The sequence below is a fragment of the Kitasatospora sp. NPDC059646 genome, assembly GCF_042734615.1.
Lineage (GTDB): Bacteria > Actinomycetota > Actinomycetes > Streptomycetales > Streptomycetaceae > Kitasatospora.
Window position 1 is genome coordinate 98820 of sequence record NZ_JBHWDS010000003.1, and the last position, 13595, is coordinate 112414.

The window sequence follows — 13595 nt, forward strand, 5'->3', positions numbered from 1 at the left end:
TGCGGGTGTTCGGCCGCGGGCGGCCGCGGGCGGTGGCGGGCGGTGGCGGGCGGTGGCGGGCAGTGGCGGGATCTCGACGGCCGCTGGCGGTGCTGCCCCTGTTCGGCCGGGGGCGGCGCGGGCGATGCTGGGCCGCATGATGATCCCTGACACCAAGGACTGGACCTGGGTGCTCGAGCGCCCCTGCACCGAGTGCGGTCTGGACACCCCCGCCGTCGGTTTCGCGCAGGTCCCGGGCATGATCCGGGCGAACGCCGAGGCCTGGGTGGAGCTGCTGGCCGGTGACCCGGCGGCGCTCCGCGAGCGTCCGCGGCCCGAGGTGTGGTCGGTGCTGGAGTACGCCTGCCACGTCCGGGACGTGTTCCGGCTGTTCGACGTTCGACTGCGGCTGATGCTGACCGAGGACGACCCGCTGTTCGCGAACTGGGACCAGGACGCGACCGCCGTCGAGGACCGCTACGACGAGCAGGATCCGGCCGTCGTCTCGGCGGAACTCGCTGCCGGTGCCGAGCAGTTGGCGTGCTCGTTCGAGGCGGTGCCGGACGCCGCCCGCAGCCGCACCGGACTGCGCAGCGACGGCGCCCGGTTCACCGTGGAGTCCTTCGCCCGCTACCTGATCCACGACCCGGTGCACCACCGGTACGACGTCACCGGTCGGCAGCACGAGAGCAGCTGACGACCCATCAGGTCAGGGCGAGTGCGGGGTCGTCCTGCTCCAGCGTCCACGCCGGGAGGCCGTGCGGCATCGCCTCGGCGAGGACGGCGGTGGGCCCGCTGCCGAGCCGTGCGGTGAGCAGGAAGCGGTGCCCGGCACCGACCCGGCGCGGCTCCAGGGCGAGGTGGACGAACGGCGCGGACGGACCGGACTCGGCCGCCAGGCGGTCCAACTCGGCTTCCACGGACCGCCATTCCCCGGCGGGGACGTACTGGCGCATGATCGAGTGCCAGACGACGGTGAGCGCCCCGTCGGCGACCCGGACGCCGCGCAGGAACTCCGCCGCACCGACCGGCTCGACGGGGGCGGGCAGCCGGGCGGCGAGGGCGAGGGCGCCGTTCAGGCGTTCCACGCGCGGGAGCTGGTCCGCCCAGAGGTAGGCGCGCAGGGCGAGCGCACCGTCGGCGGACCGCGGGTCGATCGGCGCGGGGTCGCAGCCGCGCCGCTCCACCACGTGCTGGAGCGGCGCGTCCCGCAGCCAGGCGGGCGGCTCGCCCCGCCAGGCGTCGGCGAGCACCACCGGCGAGTCCGCCGGACCGTACGCGAACCCGGGGGAGACGCAACGGAACTGCTCCGCCAGGAGGTTGAGGCCCGCGCTGGATCCGAGCTCGAACAGCCGCACCGGCGGCTGTGCGCCGTCGCCGGCGTTCTCGGCGAGCCGGTGCTGTGCCCAAGTCAGGCCGGTGAGCAGCAGGTTGGCGCGGCCGACCTCGTTGGTCTGCGGCGGCCGGGTGAGCCACTCGCGGATCCACGGCAGCTGGTCGGCGACGGTGGCGCGGAACGCCGGCCAGGGCGCGTCCGGATCGGCAGGGTCGAAGGTGCCGCCGGCGCTCGGGTAGTGGGCGGCGAGCGCGGGCGCGCGGCCGGAGATCACCAGGGCGTGGACGGCGCCGAGCAGGCGCAGCGCGACGGCCGACGGCCCGGGGGCGTCCTCGTGGCCGGCGATCGCCGCGGCGCACGGCCCGCCCGCGGCCAGGTCCTCGGCGGCCCGGCGCAGCAGGGCGGCGGACAGCGGGGAGCCGAGCTCCGCGCAGGCCTCGGCCTGGTGCCGGAACATGGCCACGGCGTGGTCGATGGGCATCCGGGAACTCCTCCGTCCTGGGGCGACAGAACGTCATCCTTCGCCTGAGGGGCGGCGTTCGGTAGCGGCTCCGGCGGTGATCTCGCTCACGGGTGGTGCGGATGCGACCGGCTCGGCCGCCCCGAAGAACCGCGCACGGGAGCACGCGCGGGGCAGTCGCGTCGACACGGGGGCGCACAGTCCACGCCGCGCGCCCACCTGCGACCCGCACCGGACCCCGGACGGCCCGCCTCCGACCCGCGCAGCCCATCCGCCCTTCGACCCGAGGCCGTGGTCGGGGCGGCCCCAGTGCCGTTCACCAGCCACGGCCCGGTCACCAGTCGGTGGCGCGCCGCCGGTCGGTCTGCCGGAGCTGGCTGGTGATGTTCGCGGTGTCGACGCCCACCACGTCGGCGATCTCCGGCGTGGCCAGGCCGACCACGTAGTGCAGGATCGCCAGGTCCTCGTCGGCGTCGACGTTCGGGCGCAGCCGTTCGGCACCGGCCAGTGCGTGCTGCTCGGTGACGGTGTCGCGCAGGATCTGCCAGGCCGCGGCGGCCGGGTTGGGGCTCTCCAGCACGGCCGGCCAGACCTCGGCCAGCGCGCGCAGGGCGAGCCGGACCACCCGGTGGGCAGCGCCGGGTTCCTGGAACCAGACCCGGGCGTAGCTCCGGTACCGCGGCTCGTGCAGCTCGCAGAAGGCGGCGAACTCGACGGACACGCGGGGAAGTTCGTCGGACCGTCCGGCGAATGCCGAGTCCGCGGCCGGGATATGACGGTCGGTCACATCAGCTGCCTCTCGATCTGGGTCCGGACGGGGAGCGTCAGCGCTCACTCTAGGCCCTCGGGCAGGTGCTGTGGGTGACAAGTCTGCTGAGATGCCCGGGGCTGGACCCGTTTCCGGGTGTTGTGTGACGCATCGTCAGCAACCGCCGCCCGCCGGACGCAGCTGCGAGCGCATCGCACCTGGTCAGGGATGGTAGATCGGCAGTGGCTGCAAGGCAGTTGGTGTGCCACTGTAGGCCTCATGGGTGAACGCGGACACGGCAACGGGGCTCACCTTCACGGGCGAAACCCGGACCACAGGCATGACCACCATCACACATCGAACCGGCAGCACCCCCAAGAACACGCACACCGACACGCGGACACGGGCCACGGCGCCCACCCGGACCGCTCCGGCGGTCCGCACCACCACCCGCACGTGCACGAACACGGGCACGAAGAGGGCCACGACCACGAACACGCGCACGACCGGTCGCACCACCACGCGCACCACGCGCACCACGACGCACCGGAGCACGCGGACGCGCACCGCGACGCGGATCCGCACCACCACGCGGACGCGCACCGCAACGCGCCCGAGCACGACCACCCGCATCCGCACGACCACCCGCACCGGCACGGTCCCGGCCACCGCCTGGCCCACCTGCTGCGCCCGCACTCGCACGACGCGGTGGACCGGGTGGACGCAGCGCTGGAGTCGTCCGCCGAAGGTCTGCGCACGCTGTGGGTCTCGCTGGCGGTGCTCGGCCTGACGGCTGCGGTGCAGGCGGTGATCGCGGTGCTGTCGGGCTCGGTCGCGCTGCTCGGCGACACCGTGCACAACGCCGCCGACGCGCTGACCGCCGTCCCGCTGGGCGTGGCGTTCCTGCTCGGAAGGCGGGCGGCGAACCGCAGTTACACGTACGGGTACGGGCGGGCGGAGGACCTGGCGGGCGTCGCGGTGGTGCTGGCGGTGGCGGCGTCCTCGCTGGTCGCCGGCTGGACGGCGGTGGAGCGGCTGCTGCACCCGCAGCCGGTGGGACACCTGTGGGCGGTGGCGGTGGCGGCCGTCGCGGGGTGCGTCGGCAACGAGTGGGTGGCCCGTTACCGGATCACGACCGGGCGGCGGATCGGTTCGGCGGCACTGGTCGCGGACGGACTGCACGCCCGCACCGACGGGTTGACCTCGCTGGCGGTGCTGCTCGGTGCAGGCGGCAGCGCGCTGGGCTGGCGGTCGGCCGATCCGGTGGTGGGGCTGCTGATCACGGTGGCGATCCTGATGGTGCTGCGGGGCGCCGTGCGTGAGGTGGGCCGACGGCTGATGGACGCCGTCGACCCGGCCCTGGTGGACGCGGCGGAGCGGGAGCTGGCCGCGGTGGAGGGGGTGCGCGGGGTCGGCGCGGTGCGGATGCGCTGGATCGGCCACGCGCTGCGGGCCGAGGCGGACGTGGTGGTGGACCGCACCCTGACGGTGGTGGCCGGCCACCAGGTCGCGGTGGCCGCCGAGCGGGCGCTGATCCGCGCCGTCCCCCGACTGCTGGCGGCCACCGTGCACATCGACCACGCTCCGACCGGGACCCCGGCCGGATTCTCTACGGCCCCCGGCTCCTGACGTTCCGTCAGAAACCGTCCCAGGGAGCCCTGGAGGGCTCCCTGGCGACCTTGCGGGGCGGTCAGTGACCCTCGGGGCCGCCCGCCTTCCGAACGGCCCGCAGAACGGCCCTCGCGCCCCCGACCCGCAGGCCGGTCCGTGCGCCGGCCTGCACGCCGCTCTGGACACCGGCCTCCGCATCGGTCGCCGGACCGGCCGTCGCGCCGCCCCCCGCAACCCGATCCGCGCCCGGCGCGGCGCCGCTCTCCGTGCCGCGCGCCGCGCCGTCCCGGCCCGCCGGGACGGCCGCCGCCGCCGCAGCCTCCGTCGCGGCCTCGGCGGCAGCCGCCTCCGCGGCCCGGGCGGCGGCGGCCACGCTGTCGGGCTCGCGCCGCAGTTGCTCGGGGATGCCGGCGGCGGTGCGGCGGATCCGGCCGGTCTCCTCGGCGGCCTCGCGGGCGGCCAGGTAGGCCTGCACCGCCGCGATCCCGTACACCGGCTGGATCAGCTGGTGGCCCTTGAAGAACGGCCGCGCGGGGGCGAACCCGGCGGCCGTGACCAACTCGCGGATCTCGGTTATCTCCTCTTCGCTGCGTGCCGTGAAACGGACTTCCCAGCCCTTCTTGTACGCACGTCCGTCCTCTCCGCCGCGGCGGGCGGGATCGGGTTGGCGGACGTAGCCGGGCAGGCGGCCGAGGCGCAGTCTGGCAGCGCGCTGGGCGGATGACTCGTCGCGGGACATGTGCCTGATGGTAGGCAATTCGGAACGGCCGCCGACGCCTCCGGGCGTGCCGCTGCGTGTGGGATCGATCACGGTCGGTCAGATCGCGCAGGTGGGCGGGCCGGGTCCGGCGCGATCGCGATGCTGTGTCGATCCAATGAAAATCGGATTGTAGGTGGTAAGTCCGCTCTAATCCGGCAACGGATCGAACGTCCGATCCGCCGAATGGGTGAGGGTATGAGGACTTTAGTGCGGAGCAGTCCCGGTTTGACGACGGTTGGGTAACAGGTCGTCAGGTCCGGCCCCGGGTGTCGGAGGCACGGGGGAGTGTGGTCGACATGAGCTACCGGATTCCGCAGCAGCCCGTCTCTCTCGAAGAGCTCGCCAGGCGCCAGCAGAATGTGGTGACGGCGAGTCAATTGCGGGCCCGGGGCGTGCCCGCCCGGCTGGTGAGCGAACACTGCCGGCGGGGCGGTCCGTGGCAGCGGCTGCTGCCGAGGGTGTACCTGCTGCAGGAGGGGCCGCCGACCCCGGAGCAGCGGATGTGGGCGGCGCTGCTCTACGCGGCGCAGAGCGGCCGGGCCGAGGGCGGTCGGGAGCGCGCGGTGATCACCGGCGCGGCGGCACTGGCACTGTACGGGTTCGTGTCGGTGCCGCGGCTGCCGGCGGTGCTCGGGGTGGACGTGCTGGTGCCCCGGCAGCGCCGGCTGCGGGACGCCGGCCAGGTCCGGATCCGGCGCACCGAACGGGAGTTGGAGGCCCGGACGGTGCACGGGCTGGCCTGCGCGCCGGTGGCCAGGGCGGTGGCGGACGCGATCCGCGAGTGGTCCGAGCCGGGGGCGTTCGAGGGCGGCCGGGCCGCCCCGGGGCTGCTGCGGGCGGTGCTGCGCGAGGCGCTGGCGCGGGAGGGCGGCTGCGGGGCGGCCGAGCTGCTGGCCGAACTGGCCGACGCGCAGCTGCTCGCGGAGCCGCAGGTGCGCGCGGCGGTGGACGAACTGCTGGCCGCGCAGAGGGAGTCGGCGCTCGCCTCGCTGATGGAGCTGGCCGTCGAGCAGGGGCTGCCGCTGCCGCTCCCCGGCGCGGAACTGCGGATGCGCGGCGGCACCTACGTCGCGGTGCCGGACCTGTACTGGCCGGAGGCGGCGGTGGCGGTGGAGGTCGACTCCGAGCTGCGCTGCGTCAGCGAGGGCGAGGCGGCCTGGATGCGGGCCGGCCAGCACCGGATGGAGTACCTGGGGGTGCGGGTGGTGTACGTCGGCTCGGCCCGCCTCGCCGCCGAACGGGACGCGGTCGGCGGCGAGTTGGCCGAGGCGTACGGGCTCGGCGGCGAGGACGTGGTGGAGCTGGTGGTCACCGAACGCTGAGCGCCGGCCGGCCGGTCGACGGCAGGGGCCGGGGCCGGCCGCGCACTGCCACACCCGCTCGGTCGCGCACCGCCGTCCCGCGGCACCCGCCCGCTCGGCGCCCCGGTCAGCCGCGGACCACCGGCGTCCCGGTCAACTCGACTCCGGCGGCGCGCAGTTCGGCGAGTGCGGCGTCGGTGGTGGCGGGCGCGACGCCGGCCGTCAGGTCGAGCAGGACGCGGGTGGCGAAGCCCTCCCGGGCGGCGTCCAGGGCGGTGGCGCGGACGCAGTGGTCGGTGGCGATGCCGACCACGTCGACGTCGGTGACGCCGCGCTCGTTCAGCCAGTCGGCGAGGGTTCCGCCGTGCTCGTCGAGGCCCTCGAAGCCGCTGTAGGCGGCGGCGTGGGCGCCCTTGGAGAAGACCGCCTCGACCGCTCCGGAGGTCACCGAGGGCGCGAAGTTGGGGTGGAAGCCCACGCCTTCGGTGCCGGCCACGCAGTGCGCGGGCCAGGAGTGGACGTAGTCCGGTTCGGCGGCGAAGTGCGCCCCGGGGTCGATGTGGTGGTCGCGGGTGGCGACGATGTGGGCGTAGCCGGGGGAGGCGTCGGCGATCAGGTCGGTGATCGCGGCCGCGACCTCGGCCCCGCCGGCGACGGGAAGGCTGCCGCCTTCGCAGAAGTCGTTCTGCACGTCGACGACGATCAGGGCCCGGTGCATGGCTGGCTTCTCTCGTTGGGTGGTGCGGTCCAAAGCCCGGGGGTCTCGGTGGCCGCGCAGGTGTGTCGGGGCAGGGGGTCCGGGGCGGGCCCGGACGGTACGGCGGTTGGCACTCTAGGCAGTGCCGGGCGGCTGGGGAAGGGTTCAGCCGGTGTGCCGCTCGGTGCCGATCACCGGCTCGCCGCGCGACAGCTGGGTGGCGGACAGCGGCAGCGTGGCGCGGGCCCGGCGGTGGCGCTCGCGGGCGGCGTCCAGCGGTTCGCGGCCGACCACCTCGCCGGCGGTGATCAGCGGCACGTGCAGCAGGTGCGGCTCCAGTTCGGCGGGCACCGGGCCGGTGCCGACCACCTCGGTCTCGGCGACGCCGTCGGCGTCGGGACGGCGGGCGGCCCACTTGCGGCCGCCGACGCTGGTCTTGCCGCCGGCCGAGCGCTTGGCGACCGGGACGAGCTCGCCGCCGGGCGAGGACTCGCGGGCGACCAGCTTGTAGACCATCGCGCAGGTCGGGTGGCCGCTGCCGGTGACCAGGCTGGTGCCGACGCCGTAGCCGTCCACGGGGGCCGCGGCGAGCGCGGCGATGGCGTACTCGTCGAGGTCGGAGGTGACGATGATCTTCGTGCCGGTGGCGCCGAGCTCGTCGAGCTGGCGGCGGACCCGGTGGGCGAGCAGCGTCAGGTCGCCCGAGTCGATCCGGACGGCGCCGAGGTCCGGCCCGGCCACCTCGACGGCGGTGCGGACCGCTTCGGCGAGGTCGTAGGTGTCGACCAGCAGGGTGGTGGCGCGGCCCATCGACTCGACCTGCGCGGTGAAGGCGTCCTTCTCGCTGTCGTGCAGCAGGGTGAAGGCGTGCGCGGCGGTGCCGGTGGTCGGGATGCCGTACGTGAAGCCGGCCTCCAGGTCGGAGGTGGCGGCGAAGCCGGCCAGGTAGGCGGCCCGGGCGGCGGCGACGGCGGCCTGCTCGTGGGCGCGCCGGGCGCCCATCTCGATCACCGGGCGGTCGCCGGCGGCGGCGGTCATCCGGGAGGCCGCGGCGGCGATCGCCGAGTCGAAGTTGAGGATCGAGAGGATCACCGTCTCCAGGATCACCGCCTCGGCGAAGGTGCCCTCGACGGTCAGCAGCGGCGAGCCGGGGAAGTAGACCTCGCCCTCGGGGTAGCCGTGGACGTCGCCGGTGAAGCGGTAGTCGGCGAGGTAGCGCAGGGTGTCGTCGTCGACCACCTGCTGGTCGGCCAGCCAGTCGAGTTGCGGGGTGGTGAAGCGGAAGTTCTCGATGGCGTCCAGCACCCGGCCGGTGCCGGCCAGCACGCCGTAGCGGCGGCCGTTGGGCAGGCGGCGGGTGAACACCTCGAAGACCGAGCGGCGGTGTGCGGCGCCGCTGCGCAGCGCGGCCTGCAGCATGGTCAGCTCGTAGCGGTCGGTGAGCAGCGCGGAGCTGCGGTGCGCGGTGATGGCGTCCATGGGATTGATGCTACTACCCCTTAGCGTCAGATTGACGATTTCCCTCGGGGGTTCGTGTCGGGCGACCCTGATTCGCTCCGCGGTCCCTCGGATGGAAGCATGGACCGCGGGGGAAAGATCGAGGTCGACGAGGAGAGACGGACTGTGAGTGTCGCGCCGGTGGAGATCGAGCGCCCGGAGGTGGAGGGGGTTCCGGTCACGGAGCCGGACACTCCCTGGGTGACCATCGTCCACAACGACCCGGTCAACCTGATGACCTACGTGCAGTACGTGTTCCAGAGCTACTTCGGGTACCCGAAGGACAAGGCGCACCGGCTCATGATGGACGTGCACACCAAGGGGCGGGCGGTGGTCTCCAGCGGAACCCGCGAGGAGATGGAGCGCGACGTGCAGGCGATGCACGGCTACGGCCTGTGGGCCACCCTGCAGCACGACTGACGGCCCGTCACCCACCACCCACGAGGGACTGATCCGAAACACATGGCCGGTTTGTTCGAGAGCGCCGCGGACGGCGGCGCGGCGATCCCGCTGGACGAGTTCGAGGCTTCCATCCTGCGCTCGCTGGAAGTGCAGATGCTGGAGCTGATCGGCCCGCCGCCCGGCGGGGAGAGCGACGACCCGCTGGCGGCGCTGTTCGCCGAGGGCCCGAGCCGCCCGCCCGAGGACCCGGCGCTGCTGCGGCTGTTCCCCGACGCGTACGGCGGCCCGGGCGCGCCCGAGGACCCGGAGGCCGCCGAGATGGCGTCCGAGTTCCGCCGCTACACCGAGCTGGACCTGCGGGCCCGCAAGCGCGAGGACGCGCTGGCGGTGGTCCGGGCGCTGGACGGCCTCGGCGGCGAGGGCGGCGTGGTCGCGGTCGGCGCCGGGGACTGCCCGCGCTGGCTGGGCGCGCTGAACGACCTGCGGCTGACCCTGGGCTCCCGGCTGGAGGTCGGCGAGGACGACGAGGACGGCCTGTACGGGCTGCCGGAGGACGACCCGCGCAAGCCGCTGGTGATCGCCTACCTGTGGCTCGGCGCGATGCAGGAGAGCCTGCTGGAGGCGATGATCGGCTGAGCCGTCCGGCCCACCATTCGCTCGTATTGTCCGATTGTTCTGTGAAAGCCCCGGAATCACGTGGTTCCGGGGCTTTCCCATGATTCACTGCTGCTTCCGAGGGAAGACGGGGCGGGCCGGCCGACCGGTCGGCGCGGATCGTGAGGCGAGGGCGGGCGGATGACGCAGGAGACGAACGAGGCGACCGACCCCGTCCCCGACGAGGAGGGCTACCAGCGCGGCCTGGGCGGTCGGCAGATCCAGATGATCGCGATCGGCGGTGCGATCGGCACCGGCCTGTTCCTCGGCGCCGGCACCGCCATCTCCAAGGCCGGCCCCAGCCTGCTGCTCGCCTACGCGGTGGCCGGCGTGGTGATCTTCGTGATCATGCGGGCGCTCGGCGAACTGCTCACCTACCGCCCGGTGTCGGGCAGCTTCGCCGAGTACGCCCGGGAGTTCCTCGGCCCGTTCGCCGGCTTCGTCACCGGCTGGACGTACTGGCTGTTCTGGGTGGTCACCGGCATGGCCGAGACCACCGCCGCCGCCGTCTACGTGCGGTTCTGGGAACCGGGCGTCCCGCAGTGGGGGACGGCGCTGGTGTTCCTGCTGCTGCTGTACGCCGCCAACCTGATCTCGGTGAAGCTGTTCGGCGAGATCGAGTTCTGGTTCTCCATGGTCAAGGTCACCGCGATCGTCGGCATGATCCTGATCGGCGTCGGCGTGCTCGTCTTCGGCTTCTCCGCGGCCGGCGACACCGCCTCGATCACCCACCTGTGGAAGGACGGCGGCTTCTTCCCCAAGGGCGTCGGCGCCGCCGTGATGTCCCTGCAGATCGTCATGTTCGCCTACCTGGGCGTGGAGCTGGTCGGTGTCACCGCGGGCGAGAGCGAGAACCCGGAGAGGACCCTGCCGCGGGCGATCAACACGCTGCCGGCCCGGATCGCGCTGTTCTACGTCGGCGCCCTGCTGATCATCCTGTCGCTGGTGCCGTGGTCCGAGTTCGAGCCGGGGGTCAGCCCGTTCGTCGCCGCGTTCGGCAAGATCGGCATCCCCGCGGCGGCCGGCATCATCAACTTCGTGGTGCTCACCGCCGCACTGTCCTCCTGCAACTCCGGGATGTACTCCACCGGCCGGATGCTGCGCGACCTGGCCCTGCGCCAGGAGGCCCCCCGGCGGCTCACCCGGCTCACCGCCAGCCGCACCCCGGCCGCCGCGATCACCGTCTCCTGCCTGCTGATGGGCGTCGGCGTGGTGCTCAACTACCTCGTCCCGGAGCGGGCGTTCGAGTACATCACCTCGGTCGCCACGGTCTGCGGCCTGTGGACCTGGGGGGTCATCCTGGCCAGCCAGCTCCGCTACCGCAGGGCTTGGAGGGCCGGCCGGCTGCCCGCGCCGACCTTCCGCGCGCCCGGCGGCAGTTGGAGCCGCTGGGTGGCGCTGGGCTTCCTGGTGATGGTCGCGGTGCTGATCGCCCTCGACCCCACCGCCCGGATCTCGCTGTACGTCTTCCCCGGCTGGGCGCTGCTGCTGGTCGTCGGCTTCCGGGTGCTCGGCCGCCGCAACCCGGCCGCCGTGCACGGCGATCCGCACGGGCACCTGCACGCCGGAAGCGGCGAATGAGGCCTCGCTATCCTGGCCGCATGCTGACCATCACCCGAGAACTGCGCGACCGGATGGTCGCCCACGCCCGCGCCGACCACCCGGACGAGGCGTGCGGCGTGATCGCCGGACCGGCCGGCACCGGCCGGCCCGAGCGGTTCGTCCCGATGCTCAACGCGGCCCGCTCGCCCACGTTCTACGAGTTCGACTCCGGCGACCTGCTGAAGCTGTACCGCGAGATGGACGACCGGGACGAGGAACCGGTGGTGATCTACCACTCGCACACCGCCACCGAGGCGTACCCGTCCCGCACCGACGTGAGCTACGCGTCCGAGCCGTTCGCCCACTACGTGCTGGTCTCCACCGCCGAGGGCACCGGCGAGGACGACCCCTACCAGTTCCGCTCGTTCCGCATCGTGGACGGCGTGATCACGGAGGAAGACGTCCAGGTGGTCGAGGCGTACCAGGACTGAGCCCCGCCCGCCCCGCGACGGGCCCGATCCGGCCGCTCCCCGAGCGGCGGACGGGCCCGTTTTCCCAATCCTCGGAACACGGCCGACCGGATGGCGAGACGAGCATGTCAAAGCAGGGGCGGGAATCTATACGATGAGTCCATGCGTTCCGTCGATGTGAGCATTCAGGCCCCAGGCACCCGCCTCGTGGCACGCCTGCACGTCGACCTGTGCCGGCTCGCCAGCGCGATCTGTCCCGGTACCGCCGCGCGCTGACCGGCCGAGCCGGCGGCAAGCCGCTCGACAGCTTTCTCGACCCTCCCGCCCCGGGCGCCCCGGGGCCCTTCCTCCTGCCGCGCCCCGCCCGGCCCGGCACACGACCCCACTCCACAGGAGCGCAGCCATGGCCATCGAGGTCCGCATCCCGACCATCCTCCGCACCTACACCGACGGCGCCAAGGCCGTCGACGGCAACGGCGCCAACCTCGGGGAGCTCTTCACCGACCTCGACGCCCGCCACCCCGGCATCGCCGCCCGCCTGCTGGACGGCGGCGAGCTGCGCCGCTTCGTGAACGTGTACCTGAACGACGAGGACGTCCGCTTCCTCGACGGCGTGGCCACCGCGGTCGCCGACGGCGACAGCGTCACCATCCTCCCCGCCGTGGCCGGCGGTATGAAGTAATGCGCTACGACAGCCCGATCGAGGCCGTCGGCAACACCCCGCTGGTGCGGCTGCCGCGGCTGTCCGCGGCCGTGCCGGGGAACGACGACGGCCTGGTCACGCTGTGGGCCAAGCTGGAGGACCGCAACCCCACCGGCTCGATCAAGGACCGCCCGGCGCTGCACATGATCGAGCGCGCCGAGGCGGACGGCCGGCTCACCCCGGGCTGCACCGTCCTGGAGCCGACCAGCGGCAACACCGGCATCTCGCTCGCCATGGCGGCCAGGCTCAAGGGCTACCGGATGGTCTGCGTGATGCCGGAGAACACCAGCGAGGAGCGCCGCGAGCTGCTGCGGATGTGGGGAGCGGAGATCATCCCCTCGCCGGCCGCCGGCGGCTCCAACACCGCGGTGCGGATCGCCAAGGAGATCGCCGCCGAGCACCCCGACTGGGTGATGCTCTACCAGTACGGCAACCCGGACAACGCCGGCGCGCACTACCACGGCACCGGCCCGGAGATCCTCGCCGACCTGCCCACCGTCACCCACTTCGTGGCGGGCCTGGGCACCACCGGCACCCTGATGGGCGTCGGCCGGTACCTGCGCGAGAAGGTCCCCGGCGTGCAGATCGTCGCCGCCGAGCCGCGCTACGACGACCTGGTGTACGGCCTGCGCAACCTCGACGAGGGCTTCGTGCCCGAGCTGTACGACGCCGAGGTGCTGACCACCCGCTTCTCGGTCGGCTCCGCCGACGCGGTCGCCCGTACCCGCGAACTGCTCCAGCAGGAAGGCATCTTCGCGGGCGTGTCCACCGGTGCGATCCTGCACGCCGCGATCGGGGTGGCCCGCAAGGCCGCCCGGGCCGGCGAGCGGGCGGACGTGGTCTTCGTGGTCGCCGACGGCGGGTGGAAGTACCTGTCCACGGGCATCTACACCGCCGAGTCCACCGAGGCCGCGGTCGAGGCCCTGCAGGGCCAGCTCTGGGCCTGACGGAACGTCGGTCCGACGGCGCGGCACCCCCTCCGGGTGCCGCGCCGTCGCCGTTCCCGCGGTAGGGACGTCCGATCATCGGCCCGCCGTGACATCCGGGTATTTGTCCGTTCCCGGTGACCGCTCTGTCACGGAACCGCGACCGGCCCGGGTCGCGCGGCGGTACCGGGCGCCCTCCCCGTGAGGCTGACGGCGCACCACTCGGTTCACCGTCACCCTGGAGGTGGGCAGCCATGCCCGGCCGGAAGCTCTGGTCCTACGTCGAGATCGCCCGCCACATCGGCGTGCAGGCCGAGACCGTCCGCACCTACAAGCGCCACGGCCTGCTCCCGCACCCCGACCGGGTGGACTCCGGCTACCGTCCCCGCTGGTACCCGGAGACCATCCGGCACTGGGCCCGCAGCCGCCCCGGGAGGCGCTGAGGCGCCCCGCCCCGTCCTGGTGATTCCGCCCACAGCGCGGCACGGGAGAGGGGGCAAAGTGCCGAC

Annotated in this window: 17 protein-coding genes; 11 read left to right on the forward strand and 6 right to left on the reverse strand. The window is 73.6% G+C overall.

What is annotated here, in order from left to right; all coding sequences use genetic code 11:
• Nucleotides 1–136: 136 nt before the first annotated feature.
• Nucleotides 137–676 (forward strand): DinB family protein, encoded by a 540-nt coding sequence (locus tag ACFV1L_RS02955; protein ID WP_380362308.1) that lies wholly within the window; start codon nt 137–139, stop codon nt 674–676.
• A gap of 7 nt (nt 677–683) precedes the next feature.
• On the opposite strand, the gene ACFV1L_RS02960 is transcribed toward ACFV1L_RS02955, so the two are convergent.
• From ACFV1L_RS02960 to ACFV1L_RS02970, 3 genes are all read right to left on the reverse strand, one after another.
• Nucleotides 684–1796 (reverse strand): DUF2332 domain-containing protein, encoded by a 1113-nt coding sequence (locus tag ACFV1L_RS02960; RefSeq protein WP_380362309.1) that lies wholly within the window; start codon nt 1794–1796, stop codon nt 684–686.
• Between the two features lie 313 nt (nt 1797–2109).
• Nucleotides 2110–2496, reverse strand: a complete 387-nt coding sequence (locus tag ACFV1L_RS02965; RefSeq protein WP_380362311.1) for a hypothetical protein — start codon at nt 2494–2496, stop codon at nt 2110–2112.
• A gap of 249 nt (nt 2497–2745) precedes the next feature.
• Nucleotides 2746–3192: a hypothetical protein gene (locus ACFV1L_RS02970; RefSeq protein WP_380362520.1), complete on the reverse strand. Its 447-nt coding sequence runs from the start codon at nt 3190–3192 to the stop codon at nt 2746–2748.
• A gap of 3 nt (nt 3193–3195) precedes the next feature.
• Here ACFV1L_RS02970 and ACFV1L_RS02975 point away from each other — a divergent pair, with 3 nt between their 5' ends.
• A complete protein-coding gene (locus ACFV1L_RS02975) occupies nt 3196–4152 on the forward strand; it encodes a cation diffusion facilitator family transporter (RefSeq protein ID WP_380362511.1) in 957 nt (318 codons plus the stop codon).
• A gap of 61 nt (nt 4153–4213) precedes the next feature.
• Here the strand turns inward: ACFV1L_RS02975 and ACFV1L_RS02980 are convergent, their stop codons facing one another.
• Entirely contained in the window at nt 4214–4873 is a 660-nt protein-coding gene (locus ACFV1L_RS02980; protein ID WP_380362312.1) for a hypothetical protein, read from the reverse strand.
• A 317-nt stretch (nt 4874–5190) separates the two neighbouring features.
• Here ACFV1L_RS02980 and ACFV1L_RS02985 point away from each other — a divergent pair, with 317 nt between their 5' ends.
• Nucleotides 5191–6216 carry a type IV toxin-antitoxin system AbiEi family antitoxin domain-containing protein gene (locus tag ACFV1L_RS02985; RefSeq protein WP_380362313.1) on the forward strand — a complete coding sequence of 342 codons (1026 nt, stop codon included), beginning with the start codon at nt 5191–5193 and terminating at the stop codon, nt 6214–6216.
• Between the two features lie 106 nt (nt 6217–6322).
• On the opposite strand, the gene ACFV1L_RS02990 is transcribed toward ACFV1L_RS02985, so the two are convergent.
• Together ACFV1L_RS02990 and ACFV1L_RS02995 are read right to left on the reverse strand one after the other, a co-directional pair.
• The gene (locus ACFV1L_RS02990; protein WP_380362314.1) at nt 6323–6913 is read right to left on the reverse strand and encodes an isochorismatase family protein; all 591 of its coding nucleotides are present in this window, start codon (nt 6911–6913) and stop codon (nt 6323–6325) included.
• A 144-nt stretch (nt 6914–7057) separates the two neighbouring features.
• Nucleotides 7058–8371 carry a nicotinate phosphoribosyltransferase gene (locus ACFV1L_RS02995; RefSeq protein ID WP_380362315.1) on the reverse strand — a complete coding sequence of 438 codons (1314 nt, stop codon included), beginning with the start codon at nt 8369–8371 and terminating at the stop codon, nt 7058–7060.
• A gap of 144 nt (nt 8372–8515) precedes the next feature.
• On the opposite strand from ACFV1L_RS02995, the gene clpS reads away from it, so the two are divergent.
• From clpS to ACFV1L_RS03035, 8 genes are all read left to right on the forward strand, one after another.
• A complete protein-coding gene (gene clpS, locus ACFV1L_RS03000) occupies nt 8516–8809 on the forward strand; it encodes an ATP-dependent Clp protease adapter ClpS (RefSeq protein ID WP_380362317.1) in 294 nt (97 codons plus the stop codon).
• Nucleotides 8810–8851: 42 nt separating this feature from the next.
• Nucleotides 8852–9427, forward strand: a complete 576-nt coding sequence (locus tag ACFV1L_RS03005; protein ID WP_380362319.1) for a DUF2017 domain-containing protein — start codon at nt 8852–8854, stop codon at nt 9425–9427.
• A gap of 159 nt (nt 9428–9586) precedes the next feature.
• Nucleotides 9587–11026 carry an amino acid permease gene (locus tag ACFV1L_RS03010; RefSeq protein WP_380362320.1) on the forward strand — a complete coding sequence of 480 codons (1440 nt, stop codon included), beginning with the start codon at nt 9587–9589 and terminating at the stop codon, nt 11024–11026.
• A gap of 20 nt (nt 11027–11046) precedes the next feature.
• Complete coding sequence (locus ACFV1L_RS03015; RefSeq protein WP_035863058.1) at nt 11047–11478, forward strand: Mov34/MPN/PAD-1 family protein; 432 nt, start codon at nt 11047–11049, stop codon at nt 11476–11478.
• Between the two features lie 141 nt (nt 11479–11619).
• A complete protein-coding gene (locus ACFV1L_RS03020; RefSeq protein ID WP_338015809.1) occupies nt 11620–11733 on the forward strand; it encodes a putative leader peptide in 114 nt (37 codons plus the stop codon).
• Nucleotides 11734–11860: 127 nt separating this feature from the next.
• On the forward strand, nt 11861–12139 hold the full coding sequence (locus tag ACFV1L_RS03025; protein ID WP_380362323.1) for a MoaD/ThiS family protein: 279 nt from the start codon (nt 11861–11863) through the stop codon (nt 12137–12139).
• Nucleotides 12139–13107 carry a PLP-dependent cysteine synthase family protein gene (locus ACFV1L_RS03030; protein ID WP_380362325.1) on the forward strand — a complete coding sequence of 323 codons (969 nt, stop codon included), beginning with the start codon at nt 12139–12141 and terminating at the stop codon, nt 13105–13107. The genes ACFV1L_RS03025 and ACFV1L_RS03030 overlap by 1 nt, the downstream gene beginning before the upstream one ends.
• Nucleotides 13108–13340: 233 nt before the next feature.
• Nucleotides 13341–13529: a MerR family DNA-binding transcriptional regulator gene (locus ACFV1L_RS03035; RefSeq protein ID WP_380362327.1), complete on the forward strand. Its 189-nt coding sequence runs from the start codon at nt 13341–13343 to the stop codon at nt 13527–13529.
• Nucleotides 13530–13595: the final 66 nt, after the last annotated feature.